We start from the raw sequence: 16,354 nt of genomic DNA on the forward strand, positions 1-16,354 counted from the left end.
TTGTGATGTAAAATGGAGCCCTCGAGCGGGATTGAACCGCCGACCTCATCCTTACCAAGGATGCGCTCTACCACTGAGCTACAAGGGCATTTCGCACAATTGAAAAGGAGATGTAAAGAGCGCGTAATCAAACGCAGGTGAGCGGTTGAAAAATAGAAAGCCCGCGAAAGTGCGCCTCGTGCCATAGTCAGTCAACACTTATTTACAAAAAATGCAGCGGGCCCCAAAGGCCGCCGCAGCCGCTATGCCGGGAGCTGACGACCGCTGTCAAGCAGAGGCCTTGGGCATCAGGATTTTTCGCAGGAAAAGTTCACGATGAACAGGACTCGCGCCGTGTGTCAAAATTGCTTGGCGATGACTCCGGGTGGCATAGCCCTTGTGCCCGTCAAAACCGTAGTCCGGATAGTCCGTGGCCAGACGCACCAGCTCGCGGTCCCGGCTGACCTTGGCGGCAATACTGGCCATGGCGATGCTAAGCGATTTGCCGTCGCCCTTAACAATCCCGCGATGGGCATAAGGAAATGGCTTGAGCGGGCGCCCGTCCACAATGAGCTGTACCGTGGCCTCGCCGGCAAAGAGCGGACCATCCGCAGCGGCTTCCGGGAGCTTCCATGAGCTGGTCCTGCCGACCAGGGCCTCCACCGCCCGCTGCATGGCCAGCCGGGTCGCACCTAGAATGTTCCGCTCGGCGATCTCTGCAACCGAAGCCGAGGCCACCGTAAAATCGAGCAGGCCGGCCCGCTGCAGGGCTTTGATTTGCCCAAAATAGCTTTCACGGGCCCCGGCGCTCAACTGCTTCGAGTCATTCACCTCAGCCGAAAGCGCAACCGCCTCGGCTGAACGGAAAAAGGATTGCCCCAGCACACAGGCCCCCGCCACCACCGGGCCGGCCAAGGCCCCCCGACCCGCTTCGTCGATGCCGATGAGCCACTCTCGCTCGGTAAGCTGTTCGGCATCATGTTGCTGCAGGTCATTCAATTCCATTACAGCTTAAAAACCGGCGGATTCGATGGCATTGGCTTATTGGGAATGAACAATTTGATGGTCGTGCCCTGATCCACTTCGGATCGTATGGTCAGGCGCCCGCCCCAAGTCGTCACCAGCCAGGCGGCCTTGGTCAGCCCGAAACCTCCCCCCAGGGTCGGGCGTTTGCGTACATTACTCGCTCGATAGCCGAACTCGGTTACCTTCTCGATTTCGTCATCCGGAATGCCACAGCCGCTGTCTTCGACCACAGCCCGGATTCCGCTTTCATCCTGATTGACCACCAAGGCAACTTGACCACCGGGTTCCGTGTATTTACGGGCGTTGGCCGTTAAATCGCGGAGGACATCAATCAAACGTAGTGGCATCCAGAGCTGCCCGCCATCGAGCTGGGCCTCCACTTTCAGGTCGATATAATAATCGCCCTGCCCTTTCTGATTCAGGTTGAAGTGGATCCCATAGTCTCCTTTGGAATTTTTAGCAATCGCGGCGAAGACATCTTCAAACTGTTGACGGAAAACATCGGGAGCAATTTGCCCCCAGACGTCGGGGTCATCCATCCGAAATTCGAGTTCATTGAGGCGTTTTTTGAAGATGGCAAAGATGGACTCAAGGTTGCTGATCGAAGCTTTGATTTCGGCCCTCGACGACGCACTCTCTTCCTGTTCCAAAGCCTCACGCAAATGAGCTAGCACAGCCGCCTCCGAATCCCGGATGCGCGGCATAATCCTGGCCAGTTCGCCTCCCTCCTTGATAGCCCGGGCGATAGCATGCAGTTCGGCATCAAGCTCCTTCGAGCGCTCGGAAAGTTCCGGAACCTCCGTTTCGGTCAGCGACAACTCACCGATCAGGATATTGATGATGTTAAGCACCGTATGCATGTCCGCAATCCGTTGCTCGGACGCATTCATATAAGGCGGCTTGGTTAATACGACTTCCTTCATGCTACCCTGTCAGGATAATTTGATCGACCCCTCAAAACCAGCAGAAAATATCGATCAATACTTATACCAACTGGGCTTCGCCGGAGGCTCCAGGCCCTGCGCTTCGTAGGCCGTCTTAAAGTGCATCTTGGCAAAATTCTTCAGCGCATCCGCACCTTTTTCTTCCACGATCTTCTTCGCCTGTTCAAGCACCTTACCACTGGCACCTTTGATGAGCACTTCACCCGCCTCATCCGAAAGCCGTTTCATCTCACGTACATAAACGGCCCGGGCCACGATTGAGGCAGCCGCGACAACCGGGTCGGATTCAGCCTTCGTCCGGCTGATCAGTTTAAAGTCCTTCCGGTCCTTCACATAGGCGTCGACCAGCTTTTGCTTGGTAAACTGGTCGAGCAGCCCCCAGGGAGCCGGGCGCTCATTAAGAGCCCCAATCAGGGATTTGCTGTGATACCAGGCCAACAGCTTGTTCAGATTCTTATCAAACTTGTAGTAGAGCTCGTTGTATTTCGGCATCCGGGCGAAGGCCGTCTTAATCACGACGCCCTTTGTCTTGCGAATTTCCTTGTCCAATTTCAGGATGCTGCTGTCGGACAGTTTTTTACTATCGGCGACGCCGAGCTCGATCCATTGCCGGACCATGTCGCCATCAGCGATGACGCAGGCCGTAATCAGCGGGCCGAAGAGATCGCCCTTACCGCTCTCATCACAACCGGCATGAAGCTCGAACCATTCCGGATGGTGCACCTCGTCATAGCCGAGCCGCGGGTCGCCGGTAATCTCGGGCTCCAGAATGTTCTGCACGAATTCTTCGGTCTTTTTCCCGGAGACGACCAGCTTACCACTCTGGTAGCCGACAACGTTCACCTTCTCCCCCTTGAAGGCAAAAAGCGAGTAGGCCACGTCATAGTGGAACCAGGGCCCTTGATACCCCTCCTCCAAGTAGTCCGCCAGCTTATCCATCTGCTCTTCCTCGAGCTTGATGGTGTACATGGTCTTGGCTTTGGGACCTTCGTCTTCGGCCTTTTTCTGTCGCTTTTTCGGCATGTGTGAAAACGGCTAGCACAGCCGCTCCTGCAATTGAAGCACAATCGCACACCACACCGCAATCCAGCCAGCGTCCAAGAGCCCCTTCTGCGATGTAATGTGAATGCAATTGCATTGTATCCAAGCGGCTTTACCCTTGCCACAAACTGCCTCTTGAATAGTTTGTCGAGAGCTATGCGGTTAACAACGCATAGGCTTCCATTCACCTTTCACCTCAGGCCGTACCGACGAGATAGCCCATCCCAATTGTCCGCCCTCACAACATGCCACGCCGGATTTCCGAAATATTGAAAACCAAACTCACGGCGAATCGAATCGTATTCATCTACTTCGTGGTGGGATCGGCCTGGATCATACTATCAACCCTTTGGTTGTCGCAGGAAGTAGCGGAATCCAGTACAATTATTGCAATCGAGGCGCTAAAGGGGCTGGCCTATATCGTGGTCACGACCGCGTTGCTTTGGCTGCTCTGCCGATCCTGGTCATACCAAGTCGCCGAGGCCTTGTCGAAATACGAGCGCAGTCAGACGCAGTATGAACTCTACGTCAAAAACTCGCCGATCTCAATTGCGGTCATTGATCGAAAGGGCAAGTACCTTGAGGTCAATGAGGCGACGGAAAAGCTCACCGGTTACTCTTTCGAAGAATTGCAAAAGATGAGCATTTTCGAGATCGATGCGACCGACAGCAAGGAAGGCACCGCCGCGGTTTTCGGAGAAATCTTTACCGATAATTATGCCACTCGTGACCGCGTGATCCGTTGCAAAGATGGTTCCAAAAAAATCATTCGCGTCGACGGGGTACGTCATATGGAAGACCGGGCGATCTGCTTTTCCCGAGACATCACCGACCGGAAACAGAACGAGCATAAACTGCTCATGCTGAATGCCATGCTGCGGGCGATACGACGAATCAACAAAGCAATCGTCGGCACGCCGGATATCGATCAACTCATCCGTAAGATTTGCGAGATCCTGATCGAGGACCGCGAGTTCGAGCATGCCTGGATCGCCTTGCTCGACGAGAATGGCAAACCCACACACTACCACGATGCACCCGAACTGAAGGACGCCGGGAAATTGAAAGCTTTCCTGCAAGCGGGACAGCTCCCAAAGTGTATTGAAAACACAAAGACAAAAGACGGGCTCATTCTCGCCGCTAAGCCCATCGAACAGTGCCCCGATTTTCCCGTTATGGAGGGACTGGAAGACTGCGCACTGCTCGGCGTGGAGTTCAGCTACGCCAATCATTTTGGATACATCGCACTCATGACCAGTCAGGCGGCGATCCAGGACGAAGAGGAAATCGATCTTTTCCGGGAAGTGGCCGAGGACCTGCGTTTCGCCCTGCACAGCATTCGTGCCGAGACCGAGCGTAAACGTGCCACCGAGGATCTGCTCATTGCCAAACGTGCCGCGGAGAATGCCAACCGGGCCAAAGACGAATTCCTCTCCGTCATGAGCCATGAGTTACGCACCCCGCTCAATCCGATCATGGGCCACACAAGTCTGCTGCAGGAGCAGATCGACGACCCGGAAAGCCTCGATTCGCTCCAGCAAATCAATCGCTCCAGCGAGCAGTTACTCGCCCTCATCGAAGACATCCTCTTCTTTTCCCAGTTACAGGACGGCTCAAAAACATACCAGACCCTGCCTTTTGATCTTCTGGAGTGCAGCCAATTGGCATTAAAAAGAAGCCGGAAGCAGTGCCCGAAGCAGACGATTGAATTTGAAAACGGGACAGATGGTTACGACGCCATTCCGGCCGGAACCATGGTCGCCGGCGACTGCGACCACATTCGGCGAATCGTCGGTGAATTGTTGACCAATGCCTGTAAATACACGCACGAGGGAAGCATCCACCTCCGCATCGGCCAGCGTGATCTGGGTGACGGAACAATCGAGGCACTTTTCGAAGTCGAAGACAGCGGCATCGGAATCGAAGAAGCTGTCCTGGAAAAGCTTTTCGACGCTTTCACCCAAGTGGACTCATCGCATACCCGCCGCTATGAAGGCATTGGTTTGGGGCTGGCAATTTGCCGCAAGATCGCGGACATCTCGGGCGGTTCGCTCACCGCGGAAAGTCAGCCCGGCGTCGGTTCCTGCTTTCGTTTCCGCTGCCCGTTGCAGAAAGTTGAACCCGCAGCAAATTCCGGAGAGAAGACGCCCGGAACGCAGCAAGCCGAAGCCCCCTCGACCGGGAAAGTTCTTCTCGTTGAAGACAGCTCCAGCAATGCTCTTGTCGCTCAAACCATGTTGACGCGATGGAGACTCAAGGTCGACCTCGCCGAGCACGGCGAAGCCGCTGTCGAAATGTCCCGGAAAGAGAAATACGACTTAATTCTGATGGATTTGAGTATGCCCGTAATGAACGGATTCGATGCCACACAGGCAATCCGCGAGTCGGATTCCGAAAACCGTGAAACCCCAATTATCGGGCTCACCGCTCACGTCAGCCCCGATGCAAAAGAAGAATGCCTGAAGACGGGCATGGCCGCCTTTATTGCCAAGCCTATACGCATGCAGACCTTCAAGGACTGCATCTCCGAATTCGTCCGGATTTCCGAATAGGCAAAATCCCTGCCACAAATACAAATGCCGGAAAGTGATCGCCAGTCGATGGTCGAACAGGTGCGCGCGATGGGCATTCGCGATAGACGGGTTTTGAAAGCGATGGGGCGCGTCAGGCGTCATTTGTTCATCCCGGATAAGTTTCGGCGCGGGGACAGCTACGGGAACCATCCCTTGCCCATCGGTTATGACCAAACCATCTCGCAGCCCTACATCGTGGCCTATATGACCGAAAAAATGAATGTCCGGCCCGGTGAAAAAATCCTCGAGATCGGAACCGGTTCCGGCTACCAGGCCGCGATCCTCGCGGAGCTTGGGGCTCAGGTCTATTCCGTGGAAACGATTCGGGGACTCGCCGAACACGCCTCAGCCGTCTTGAAGGAAGAAGGATACCACTCAGTCAAAGTACGGCACGGCAACGGCAATCAAGGATGGGCGGAGCACGCGCCCTACGACGTCATACTCGTTACCTGCGCTCCGGCGACTGTGCCGGAAGCACTTACCGGACAACTTCGGGAAGGCGGACGTATGATTTTACCAGTCGGCGGATATCGGCAGCACCTTGTGATTTTAAGAAAATCCAAAGGCAAAATCGAACAGCAGGATGATTTACCCGTGCGCTTCGTGCCCATGGTGTAATCGGTTCGGAATCTGAAGAATAATCGTGAATTCCCGCGACGCCGCGCTAGTTTCCACACGATGTCGCTCATCCAGCAACAGAAGGAATTTCAAAGCTCACTTGCCGAGTGGTATGCTCAGGCCCAACGCCCCCTGCCCTGGCGGAAAAAGCCTTCCGTGTACCGCACGGTGGTTTCCGAGCTGATGGCCCAGCAAACGCAGATCAAAACTATGCTGCCTTACTTTGATCGGTGGATGCATCGCTTCCCGGACTTCAAAACTCTGGCCGCAGCCTCCGAAGAAGATGTGCTCAAGCATTGGGAAGGGCTCGGCTACTACAGTCGCGCCCGCAACCTGCACAAGCTGGCCAAGGCATACGTCGCTGCCAGCCCGAAGCCCAGAGCCCGTGAAGCCTGGCAGGCGCTCCCCGGCATCGGCCCCTACACTTCGGCCGCCATTGCCTCGATCGCCTTCCATGAACCGGTGGCAGTGGTCGATGGTAATGTTGTGCGCATCCTCGCCCGTCTGACCTGTGACACCCGAACGTTCAAAAGCAATGGCGAGGCAGTCAAAGCTTTCACCGCGCTCGCGGAGGATGTGGTGGCAGAGGAGAATCCCGGCGACCACAACCAGGCCATGATGGAACTCGGCGCGACAATTTGCCTGAAGCGCAAGCCGCTCTGCACCATCTGCCCAGTGGCCGGTTTTTGCCTGGGACGCACCAGTGCGGAACTCGATCAGATACCGAAAATTCAGCGCAAAGCCACGAAACGCATCACAGTCGAGCGCGCCTGGGCCCTGGAAGGCAACGCGATCCTCCTCCATCGCATCCCGGAAAGTGCGGGGCAGCTTGCCGGGCAATATGAACTGCCGAAACTGAAGGATTTACACCTGCCCACGCCCAAAACCAAACCACTTGCCATAAAGACGCGTTCCATCACGCATCGCCGCATCAAGGAACCCATCTTTGTCGTCAGCGCACCGAAGGCGCTGCCGGACGATCACTTTTGGATCAGATTCAATGATCTGGAAAACATCACCTTATCGGGACCACATCGCCGCTGGGTGGGCGAATTGACTAAGGTTGCGAATAAGCAGTCAACGTAACACTCACGCTAATGGGATCGACTTCCTGCGCGCCTCCTACACCTTCGATGATCACGTCGGATACTTTCGAGACCAAGCCCACCCCATCGACATACTTGTCCACCGTCGTCGAGGTGACGTTGTAATTATAGGTAAAGAAAACCACCCTAACGGATACCGTCGCAGTGAAAACTGAAGTCACCTCGATCGCCGTGCTCGGCTCGCTATCTCCGGGCAAGGTAAAGGAACTGATCCTGTGAGTAATCGTGTTGTCGACCGCACCGTAAAAACTATGGGTGTAATCGGCATCGACAGCCACGCCGGGCGTGAAATTATTTAAGAGCAAGGGCCACTTTGCGGCACTGGTTATTTGAAAAGGGCCGGCAGTGTAATTCGTTTCGGCACCTGATTCCGGATTCACGCCACCCAGTTGGTAGAGCCCCGCAGAGAAGTCGTTGAGGATGTATAAGGTCTGCTCCCAGGGGTCGACCGACGGATGGTCCTCGCTGCTGGCAACAACCTTAATGGCATCGTCGCCCTCATAGTTTTCCGTGCCTACTACGTTGTAAGTCGCGGTGAAGGGCACATCGTTCTCCCGGCTGTCAATGATCTGATATGTCCAACTGTTGCCGGTCGTACCATAACCGGCTCCCGCAACATCGATCGCGAAGGAGTCACGCTCCTCCACCACGAAAAACCTTTTTGATTGAACGGCTTCTTGCACCGAAAGCTCCGAACCATTCCCGGCAAACCAGGGGCCGACTTCTTCCCATTCTAGCAGAGGACGGGACAGATTATCACTGGCATACACCTGATACTGCTTGTCGGCAGTGGATGACCAACGGAGGGTCGTATTCCCACTGGCCACTTCGATAGATGGCAACGCTGAAGCGATGGCCGTGGTCAGGACCAGGGCCAAAATTAGTGCCAACATACCGCGCATCTGCATTGGTGAGAGGGACTAGAGGGTTGCACCTAAAAAGCAAGAATCCATGTTCGACCTTTTACAGCGACAACCCAGCCTAAACGTTTCGATGCCGAAGCCAAAAATTTTTACAGAATCAGATTTTGATGTTCGCCCCTCCACCATTAAGGGGGCCGGACAGGGACTTTTTGCCAAAACCCATATCCGGGAAGAGGACACCATCGGCTACTATACGGGCGAGGTGATCGACGAAAACGCCTTCCACGACCCCGAACGCCCCTTCTCCGCCTACGTGCTCTGGGTCTGCCGAACGCATATCATTATCGGTGAGGGTCCCAAGGCGAACTACACCCGCTACATCAACCACAGCGATGAGCCCAACGCCTTTCTCGTGGTTTCCCACCGCTGGAAAAGCGCACGTTTTGAAGCGCTCTGCGATATCGCCCCCGGTGAGGAAATCTTTTTCAACTACGGTGAAGATTACTGGGAATAGCTACCGGGATTTGAGATTCGGGATACGAGTTGCGAGTGATCGGGTGCAGAACGAAAATTGTCCGGTACTATATCGAAACTTGTCAGGGAGCGGCTAGTCTACATCGTTCATCATCCCCTCACCCCTCATCCCGCATCCCGCATCCCGCATCCAAAGCCAATGGCACTAACCGATATTTTCAAGGACCTCGACGAAGAGCAACGCACCGAAGTGGAGCAGCTCCCCCGCTCGGAGCGGCTCGGGCAAATTGCGGCACTTCGCCAGATGTCGACCAGACAACTCCTGCAGGAAGTTTCCGAACAAACCGGGCTCCCACTGGTGGGTCAAATCGAACTGATTGAAAATCCAACCTGGTCGCTGCCCCTTCGCCTGATCCACGAATACCAATGTGTGCCGGTACAAAACGGGGAACCCGTAAAAGCGGACGGCAGTTCAACAGAAGAGGAAGACAGCACGGCCCCCATTCCACTCGTCACCCTTTGGCCACCGGATGAAAAAATGGACCGCTGGATCTACGCCACCTGCGGCCGCATGCCGAAGTGGCATCTCGGCAATCCCGAACAGGTGGTCGAAACCATCACCGAGCATTTTGGCGTCGGTGCTGGGAGTCTGGACGAGTCGGACCTTGTCACCGATGTCGCCGAAACTCAGGACGACGAAGATGAGGACGCCGCCGTTATCCGTTTTGTCAATGAAGTCGTCTCCAAAGCGGTCAGCGACCGCGCTACGGATATTCACTTTGAGCCACACCGTGACGAACTGCAGATCCGCTACCGCATCGACGGCGAGCTCGTACCCATTCGGGTGCCGGATAACTTGATCCGCTTTCAGGGCGCCATTATTTCACGCCTGAAAATCATGGCGAAGCTGAATATCTCAGAAAAGCGCCGCCCGCAGGACGGGCGTATCTCTTTCGGTTCAGGCAATTCAGAACTCGACATCCGGATTTCCACTTTCCCGACCATGTACGGCGAGAGTGTCTCGCTACGTCTGCTGAATCAAAAGTCCAAACCGCTCTCCATGCGAGAACTGGGCCTCGACCCTAACGAAGAGAAAAAACTCAGCCACGCGCTGAGCACGCCCCATGGTATCATCTTGGTGACGGGGCCGACCGGTTCGGGTAAGTCAACGTCACTGACCGCTTATATCCGCCTGATCAACAAACCCGAGCGACGCATCATCACGGTCGAAGACCCGGTCGAATACGAAGTGCCGGGTGTCAACCAGACGCAGGTCCACCCCGAGATCGGGCTGACCTTTGCCCAGTCACTGCGCGCCGTGCTGCGTCAGGACCCGGACGTGATCATGGTAGGTGAGATTCGCGACCGCGAAACCGCTGACATCGCCATCCGTGCCTCGCTAACCGGCCACCTCGTCCTCAGCACCCTCCACACCAACGATGCTCCGGGGGCGCTGACGCGGCTCATCGATATGGACATCGAGCCTTTCCTCATCGCCTCTTCCGTCGAGATGATCATCGCGCAGCGCCTCGTGCGCCGCCTCTGCCCGGAGTGCGCCCGCCCTGCCAACTACGAAGCGAATCAAATAGCCGGCTTCCTCGCGACCATGCGGATCGACCCGAGCGAGGCTCAATTCGGACATCTCGCCAAAGAAGCCGTCGGCTGTGAACGCTGCCGCTCGCTCGGCTTCCGTGGTCGGGTCGGCATTTTCGAAATCCTCCGCGTGACCGACGAGATTCACGAGCATATCGTCAAGCGCGACTCCGCCCGGCTCATCCGTCAGACCGCCATTTCCCAGGACATGCGTACACTCATGCAAAGCGGTTGGGGACATATCAAAGAAGGCACCACCACGATCGAGGAAGTCATGCGATTCGCGGATTTGGAAAACGAAGAATCCTAGTTGCGCTTAAAAAAGTTTTCCGCTCGGCGACTCGTAGCGGTGGTGCGCCAGCACCGTCCTGCGGCACTTCCACTCGTAATTCTCTATTACGCTCGCCGCTCTGCTTCGATCGCACGCATCTTCTCGCGCTCCTCTTTGAACTTCCGGCGGTTGCAATTACAGTGCAGACAAAGTGGAGAATTGTAGGTCAGCACAAAACGTTCTTTCAGCGAGAGCGGGCGCTCCTGCCCCAGTTCCACCATTTTTATGGCCGGCCCGCAGCTGGGCACGACGGCACCCACCGTGTCGAAAAACAAATCGGCCGCAGAACGCTTTTGTGTCTTACCTGACTTCATGTTGAATTGATCCTATCCAAGCTATTAACGTTTTCCAGTCGTCGCCGAGGTTTTTTTCTTTTGCAATCCAAGACAATGCGCCACCGATCGTCTCTCATAGCTCTTCTTCTCTTGTTTTCGAACGCCCTGCCGGGCGCTGCCAAACAGAGTCGCCTGCAGTCTTATTACAATATTGCTGAAGGCAACTATTTGATCGGCGACCGGAGCGGCGCGGCGCGCGGCATCGAACAATGCCTGCGACTCGACCCCGAACATGCCCCCAGCCTGGCACTGCAATCCAAGCTCCTCCTCGAACAATCCGAAATCGAGGCTGCTCTGGCATCTGCTGAAGCCGCGATCGCATCCGCGCCGGAGGAACTGGAATATCAGGTGCTCAGAGCACTCATCCTCGGCAATCTCGATCGCCGCGAGGATGCGATGGCCCAAATCGATACAGTCCTGGCAAAAGCGCAGCCCGGCAGCGAGCACGCGCGAACCGCCCAACATCTTAAAGGCCTGCTCAAAATGGCGGAAGAAAAATGGGACGATGCCGCCGACGCGTTCCAAAAAACCTACGGCCCCCAGCCGGAAGCGTCGGACACCGGCCGCCAGCTTGCTACTGAAGCCTATCTGGAAAAAGCACGGACCGCACCGGATATCGAGGGGGCCCTCGCCGCGATCGACCAGGCGATCGAACTCTACCGGGGCCAGACCGGCCGGGAAAACCTGGAAGCTTTGAGCCGCCTGGAAATCAAGCGCGCTCAACTTCTGGCGCAGGCGGGAGAGACGCAACAGGCCACCACCGTTCTCCAACAAATTGTTGGGGAAGACCCGGACAATCTGGAGGCCACAGTAACTCTGGCCTCTCTTTATGCCAACCGCGAGGAATGGCTGGCCCTTGAAGACCTGATCGAGCCGATTTCGAAAAACCCGGCCCTGGCCGATATCGCGCTCTACCTGAAAGGGCGCGTAGCCCTTGCCCGCGACCGGGTGGGCACCGCCCGGGCTAGATTCGAGGAAGCCCTGGAACTCAACGCCAATCGACCAACCGCGCTACAACATGCACTCGAGTTCTACCGTAGCATCTGCTTTGAAAGACTAAAACGCCGCGACGAGGCCATCAAAAGTCTGAAAAGGGCTGTCGACGGCGGCTACGTCCCGGAAACGCCCGATGAAGCCGTTCATTTGGGACGACTGCTGCTGCGGCAAAAGGATTTGGATCCACTCCTGCCCACTCTGGAGAAAGCATTGCTCCGCGGCAACACGAGTGCAGAAGGCTGGGCGCTCTTGGGACGGGCCCACATTAAAAAGGGGCGTAACGAACTGGCCCTGAGCGCACTCAACCAATCGCTCGACCTCGAACCGGAGCAGGCCGGGATCCTGGCATTGCGTGGCTCGCTCCTGCGCAAGATCGGGGACCTGCAGGGTGCCTTGGTCGACTACGAGCGTGCCCATCAACTGGAACCGTCGAGTCCGGTGTTGAGCTATGAGCAGGGGCTCGTGCTCCTTCAACTCGGCCGCATCGGGGAAGCAGAGCCTTTTCTCCGCGTGGCCGCGCGCAAGCTCACCACCCATGTGACACTCGACCTGCTCCACGCCAGTTGCGCCTACACGCTGGGCAAATACGAAGAAGCCGCCCAATCGCTACAGCAATATCTCCACCCCCAACTCGAAGGCGATGCTTTGAAGCAATTCAAGGCCAACCAATCCGATACCGCGGCCTACCTCCATACCCTCCTTTCCGGGAAGAAAGGCATTCAAATAAGCGAACTGGCAACGACCTCGAAATCGGCGACTCTCTACAACGACTATGCTCGCGGCAAAGCCAGCCGCAAACAGGTCCTTGACTGGGCCGGCCGCGCAGAGACCCCGGAACAGGCGCGCACTCAAATTTGTGCAGCCAGTTACTGGCTCGCCCAACTTGAAAGAGCACGGGCCCATAGCGAAAACCTCAAGGAATTGCTCCATATCGCCATCGAAACAGGCTCTCCCGAAAATCCGGAGTTCCAGTTCGCACGCTGGCAACTCAAGCACGACTAGAAGCCTACTCTGGGCGATTTTTCGTCCGGCTCGGGAGAGACTGGTATCGCAATACACTGCTTTTTTTCCTTGCGCAAGTGCCGGAGAAAAGCATTTTCCGTCAGTTCAGCGTTAGAGCGCGTCCTGCGAAGGGCCCGCTCCCCGGCTAATCCTTAGAGGGATTTTAACGGTCAGGGCGGTCAGGTGACGGCCCCGACGGTTCCAGAAACCCGGAATCCATAGCAAGGGAAAATAAAATCAAAACATATGTCAGATATATCAGATACAATCGTCGATAAAGCAGCTATCATCAAGGAATTCGGTGCCAACGAAAACGACACCGGCTCTTCCGAAGTGCAAATCGCGCTGCTTACCGCACGCATTAAACACCTTACCGAGCACCTTCGCGACAATCGCAAGGACTTCCACTCACGCCGCGGCCTGATCGCCATGACCGCCCGCCGCCGTAAGTTGCTCGACTACTTGAAGCGCACCGACTTCGGTCGCTACACCGCGATTCTCGAGAAGCTCAAGCTTCGCCGATAAGACTCTCAATGATGCCGGGCTTCGTTTCACGAAGCCCGGCATTTTCTTTTTACCCCGTTCTTTAAATCGCCTCGTCAACATCGTAATCTTAATCGTAATTCTCTGACCACACTGGAAGAGGATTACGATTAAGAGTAGGATGGAGATTAGGAAAAATTCATAGCCCGTAGCCGAAGCCCTTTGGCTTTGGCCCACGTAATAAACAAGTCAGGTCGACCGGAGTCGTAAGGAATCCGACTACAAAATAAGATGTCGTCCACTTTCAACCTTTCTACTTTATACCTCCACCTGATTACTTTCACGGAAGCATCGCAACCGATTTGCGGTGCTGGCGGCAAATGAAGGTCCCATCCCCGACATGCCGTTGAATGCAAAAAGCAAAATACAAATAGAATGAAACAAAAACATAACGTAAGCGTTGAAGGTCTCGGCATCGAGATCTCCACAGGCACGCTCGCTGGTCTTGCCAGCGGTGCCGTCACCATCCGTCAGGGCGAAACTGAACTCTTCGTTTCCGCCACTGCCGCATCCGCACTCCGCCCCGGGCAGGATTTCTTCCCGCTCACAGTCGACTACCGCGAAAAGTTCTCCGCTGGCGGTAAGTTCCCCGGCGGTTACTTCAAGCGCGAGGGCAAGCCCTCCGAGAAGGAAATCCTCACTTCACGACTTTGCGACCGTCCGCTTCGTCCGCTCTTCCCCAAGGGCTTCATGAACGAAGTACAGGTCATCGGCCTGCTTCTGGCGACCGACCGCATCCACGAGCCAGACGTGCTCATGGTCAATGCCGCCTCCGCAGCCACCCTGATTTCCGACATTCCCTGGAACGGCCCGGTCGGCTGTGTCCGCGTCGGCCAGATCGACGGTGAGTTCATTACCAACCCGACCCACGATGAGATGCTCGACTCCGACCTCGACCTCATCTACGTCGGTAACGAAACCGAAATGATGATGATCGAAGGCTCCGCCGAGTTCATCTCCGACGAGCGCTTCTACGAGGCCCTGCAGTATGGGCAGGAAGCCATCCAGCCGATCATCGCGGCCCAAAGAGAGCTCGCGAAACTTGCCGGTAAGGAAAAGAAGGAATTCGACCTCGTTATCACTCCGAAGGAAGTCACCGACTTCTGCGAAGAGTTTGCCGCCGAGAAGGTTAAGGAAGCGCTCAAGGAAGACAGCTACTCCGCCCGCAAGCTCGCCATCGAAGCGATCGCCAACGAAACCACCGCCGCACTGGAAGAAAAGCTCGGCGCGGACAAGGTGGACGCCAACGACGTTGCCCGCTCCTTCGACGAGATCCAGGAGAAGCTCTACCGCCAGAACATCCTCGAGACCGGCAAGCGTGTCGACGGCCGTGGCGCCGAAGACCTGCGTCCGATCTCCTGCGATACCGGTTTGCTTCCGCGCGTGCACGGCTCCGCCCTATTCAACCGGGGCGAAACCCAGGCACTCGTCATCTCCACGCTCGGCACCAGCCGCGACACTCAGGATATCGACGGCCTCACCGGCGGTGCGACCAGCAAGTCCTTCATCCTGCACTACAACTTCCCCCCCTTCTCCACCGGCGAAGCGGGTCGTTTCGGCTTCACCAGCCGCCGCGAGCAGGGCCACGGTGCGCTCGCCGAGCGTTCGCTCCTCCCGATCCTTCCCCCGGAAGATGAGTTCCCTTACGCTATCCGCGTGGTTTCCGAAGTCATGAGCTCAAACGGCTCCACTTCGATGGCTTCCATCTGTGGCGGCTGCCTTTCCCTAATGGATGCAGGCGTGCCGATCACCGCACCTTGCGCCGGTATCTCTACCGGCCTGGTCACGGAGAAAGATGCTGACGGCAAGATCACCAAGAAGGTCATTCTCACCGACATCCTCGGCGCAGAAGACCACTTCGGTGATATGGACTTCAAGATCGCGGGCACGAAGGACGGCATCACCGGCTTCCAGCTCGACCTGAAGATCAGCGGCCTGCCCTTCGACATCACCCTCGATGCCATCAAGCAGAACCGCGATGCCCGGATGAAGATCCTCGCCATCATGGCCGAGCATCTGCCCGAGTCCCGTCAGGACCTTCGCGAACACGCGCCGCGCATCCACACCATCAAGATCGATCCGGAAAAGATCGGCGCCCTCATCGGCCCAGGCGGTAAGAATATCCGCCGGATCACCGAGGTCTCCGGTGCCCAGGTCGACATCGACGAGGATAACTCCGGCAAGGTCCTCATCTTCGCCACCGACAAGGAGTCGATGGACCGCGCGATCCAGGAAGTCGAACTCTGCACCGCAGAGATCGTCGTCGGTAAGACCTACCGTGGTATCGTTCGCGGGATCAAGGAATTCGGCGCCTTCGTCGAGTGCCTGCCCGGCAAGGAAGGCCTTGTCCACATCTCCGAACTGGCTGACTTCCGCGTCAAGAAGACGGAAGACATCTGCAAGCTCGGCGACGAGATGGTCGTTAAGTGCATTGGTGTGGAAAAGGGCAAGGTTCGCCTCTCCCGCAAAGCTGCTCTCGAAGATGCCAAGGAAGGCAACGAAGAGGACGAAGAAGCTCCGGAAACGGAGGAGAAAGACTAATACCTCCCCTGGAGTTTGTTTATTTCAAGCGGTCACCGAAAGGTGGCCGTTTTTTTACCTCAATAACCATTCGGGTATCATTAGACACCTTAGCTTAACCTCATAATATCCTCACCAAAACAAACTAAGAATAGAAACAGATTCTTACCCGAACACCTGCTTCCTCAGTCCCTGAATGGTGGCAAGATCCTGCCAGTCGGCCCCGCGCAGTAGATTCGGTTTGGGCGGATATTTCCGATTTTTCTCTCGTTGCCAGGCCCCCGCGTAACTCCGGACGAAGTCCTGACTGCCCAGGATGGCCCCATCGGTGAAGTAGCGCACCCGGCAGCGCAGCACAGTAGCTTTCGGCAGGAGCGCATCCTCTTTTTCAAGTACCTTCAGCGCCTTCT

13 protein-coding genes, 1 tRNA gene and 1 pseudogene are annotated in these 16,354 nt (G+C 56.2%); 8 read left to right on the forward strand and 7 right to left on the reverse strand.

Going from position 1 to position 16,354, the window contains the following annotated elements; all coding sequences use genetic code 11:
* Positions 1–13: 13 nt before the first annotated feature.
* From DDZ13_RS12360 to rnhC, 4 genes are all read right to left on the reverse strand, one after another.
* Positions 14–88 (reverse strand) — tRNA-Thr (locus tag DDZ13_RS12360).
* Between the two features lie 179 nt (positions 89–267).
* Entirely contained in the window at positions 268–984 is a 717-nt protein-coding gene (locus DDZ13_RS12365; protein WP_110131766.1) for a ribonuclease HII, read from the reverse strand.
* Positions 984–1,928, reverse strand: coding sequence for an ATP-binding protein (locus tag DDZ13_RS12370; RefSeq protein ID WP_110131767.1), 945 nt, complete (start codon positions 1,926–1,928; stop codon positions 984–986). The genes DDZ13_RS12365 and DDZ13_RS12370 overlap by 1 nt, the downstream gene beginning before the upstream one ends.
* 54 nt (positions 1,929–1,982) lie before the next feature.
* Positions 1,983–2,972, reverse strand: a complete 990-nt coding sequence (rnhC, locus tag DDZ13_RS12375; protein WP_110131768.1) for a ribonuclease HIII — start codon at positions 2,970–2,972, stop codon at positions 1,983–1,985.
* A gap of 287 nt (positions 2,973–3,259) precedes the next feature.
* Between rnhC and DDZ13_RS12380 the strand changes: the two genes are divergently transcribed.
* From DDZ13_RS12380 to DDZ13_RS12390, 3 genes are read left to right on the forward strand one after another with little or no spacing between them, the layout of a single operon-like run.
* Positions 3,260–5,542: an ATP-binding protein gene (locus DDZ13_RS12380; RefSeq protein WP_233246155.1), complete on the forward strand. Its 2,283-nt coding sequence runs from the start codon at positions 3,260–3,262 to the stop codon at positions 5,540–5,542.
* A gap of 24 nt (positions 5,543–5,566) precedes the next feature.
* A complete protein-coding gene (locus DDZ13_RS12385; protein ID WP_110131770.1) occupies positions 5,567–6,181 on the forward strand; it encodes a protein-L-isoaspartate(D-aspartate) O-methyltransferase in 615 nt (204 codons plus the stop codon).
* Between the two features lie 60 nt (positions 6,182–6,241).
* Positions 6,242–7,267: an A/G-specific adenine glycosylase gene (locus tag DDZ13_RS12390; RefSeq protein ID WP_110131771.1), complete on the forward strand. Its 1,026-nt coding sequence runs from the start codon at positions 6,242–6,244 to the stop codon at positions 7,265–7,267.
* Here DDZ13_RS12390 and DDZ13_RS12395 read toward each other — a convergent pair.
* Positions 7,239–8,180, reverse strand: coding sequence for a hypothetical protein (locus tag DDZ13_RS12395; RefSeq protein ID WP_146209360.1), 942 nt, complete (start codon positions 8,178–8,180; stop codon positions 7,239–7,241). The genes DDZ13_RS12390 and DDZ13_RS12395 overlap by 29 nt on opposite strands.
* Before the next feature lie 100 nt (positions 8,181–8,280).
* Here DDZ13_RS12395 and DDZ13_RS12400 point away from each other — a divergent pair, with 100 nt between their 5' ends.
* Both DDZ13_RS12400 and DDZ13_RS12405 read left to right on the forward strand, forming a co-directional pair.
* Positions 8,281–8,664 carry an SET domain-containing protein-lysine N-methyltransferase gene (locus DDZ13_RS12400; protein ID WP_110131773.1) on the forward strand — a complete coding sequence of 128 codons (384 nt, stop codon included), beginning with the start codon at positions 8,281–8,283 and terminating at the stop codon, positions 8,662–8,664.
* A gap of 159 nt (positions 8,665–8,823) precedes the next feature.
* Positions 8,824–10,527: a GspE/PulE family protein gene (locus tag DDZ13_RS12405; protein WP_110131774.1), complete on the forward strand. Its 1,704-nt coding sequence runs from the start codon at positions 8,824–8,826 to the stop codon at positions 10,525–10,527.
* Between the two features lie 86 nt (positions 10,528–10,613).
* Here DDZ13_RS12405 and DDZ13_RS12410 read toward each other — a convergent pair whose 3' ends face one another.
* A complete protein-coding gene (locus tag DDZ13_RS12410; RefSeq protein WP_110131775.1) occupies positions 10,614–10,862 on the reverse strand; it encodes a hypothetical protein in 249 nt (82 codons plus the stop codon).
* A 111-nt stretch (positions 10,863–10,973) separates the two neighbouring features.
* On the opposite strand from DDZ13_RS12410, the gene DDZ13_RS12415 reads away from it, so the two are divergent.
* The 3 genes from DDZ13_RS12415 to pnp all read left to right on the forward strand — a co-directional run bounded on the left by DDZ13_RS12415 (position 10,974) and on the right by pnp (position 15,965).
* The gene (locus tag DDZ13_RS12415; protein ID WP_158279913.1) at positions 10,974–12,881 is read left to right on the forward strand and encodes a tetratricopeptide repeat protein; all 1,908 of its coding nucleotides are present in this window, start codon (positions 10,974–10,976) and stop codon (positions 12,879–12,881) included.
* 246 nt (positions 12,882–13,127) lie between these two features.
* Positions 13,128–13,406 (forward strand): 30S ribosomal protein S15, encoded by a 279-nt coding sequence (gene rpsO / locus DDZ13_RS12420; RefSeq protein WP_110131777.1) that lies wholly within the window; start codon positions 13,128–13,130, stop codon positions 13,404–13,406.
* 393 nt (positions 13,407–13,799) lie between these two features.
* Complete coding sequence (pnp, locus tag DDZ13_RS12425) at positions 13,800–15,965, forward strand: polyribonucleotide nucleotidyltransferase (RefSeq protein WP_110131778.1); 2,166 nt, start codon at positions 13,800–13,802, stop codon at positions 15,963–15,965.
* Positions 15,966–16,109: 144 nt separating this feature from the next.
* Here the strand turns inward: pnp and DDZ13_RS15525 are convergent.
* Positions 16,110–16,354, reverse strand: a pseudogene (locus DDZ13_RS15525) (transposase); the annotation flags it as partial.

This window comes from Coraliomargarita sinensis (assembly GCF_003185655.1).
In the GTDB taxonomy this organism is placed as follows: Bacteria; Verrucomicrobiota; Verrucomicrobiia; order Opitutales; family Coraliomargaritaceae; genus Coraliomargarita_B; species Coraliomargarita_B sinensis.

Bases quoted from the DNA above. Each gene is read 5' to 3' on its own strand.
- DDZ13_RS12365 (WP_110131766.1), bottom strand. From the start codon at position 984: ATGGAATTGAATGACCTGCAGCAACATGATGCCGAACAGCTTACCGAG.
- DDZ13_RS12370 (WP_110131767.1), bottom strand. From the start codon at position 1,928: ATGAAGGAAGTCGTATTAACCAAGCCGCCTTATATGAATGCGTCCGAG.
- rnhC (WP_110131768.1), bottom strand. From the start codon at position 2,972: ATGCCGAAAAAGCGACAGAAAAAGGCCGAAGACGAAGGTCCCAAAGCC.
- DDZ13_RS12385 (WP_110131770.1), top strand. From the start codon at position 5,567: ATGCCGGAAAGTGATCGCCAGTCGATGGTCGAACAGGTGCGCGCGATG.
- DDZ13_RS12390 (WP_110131771.1), top strand. From the start codon at position 6,242: ATGTCGCTCATCCAGCAACAGAAGGAATTTCAAAGCTCACTTGCCGAG.
- DDZ13_RS12395 (WP_146209360.1), bottom strand. From the start codon at position 8,180: ATGTTGGCACTAATTTTGGCCCTGGTCCTGACCACGGCCATCGCTTCA.
- DDZ13_RS12400 (WP_110131773.1), top strand. From the start codon at position 8,281: ATGCCGAAGCCAAAAATTTTTACAGAATCAGATTTTGATGTTCGCCCC.
- DDZ13_RS12405 (WP_110131774.1), top strand. From the start codon at position 8,824: ATGGCACTAACCGATATTTTCAAGGACCTCGACGAAGAGCAACGCACC.
- DDZ13_RS12410 (WP_110131775.1), bottom strand. From the start codon at position 10,862: ATGAAGTCAGGTAAGACACAAAAGCGTTCTGCGGCCGATTTGTTTTTC.
- rpsO (WP_110131777.1), top strand. From the start codon at position 13,128: ATGTCAGATATATCAGATACAATCGTCGATAAAGCAGCTATCATCAAG.
- pnp (WP_110131778.1), top strand. From the start codon at position 13,800: ATGAAACAAAAACATAACGTAAGCGTTGAAGGTCTCGGCATCGAGATC.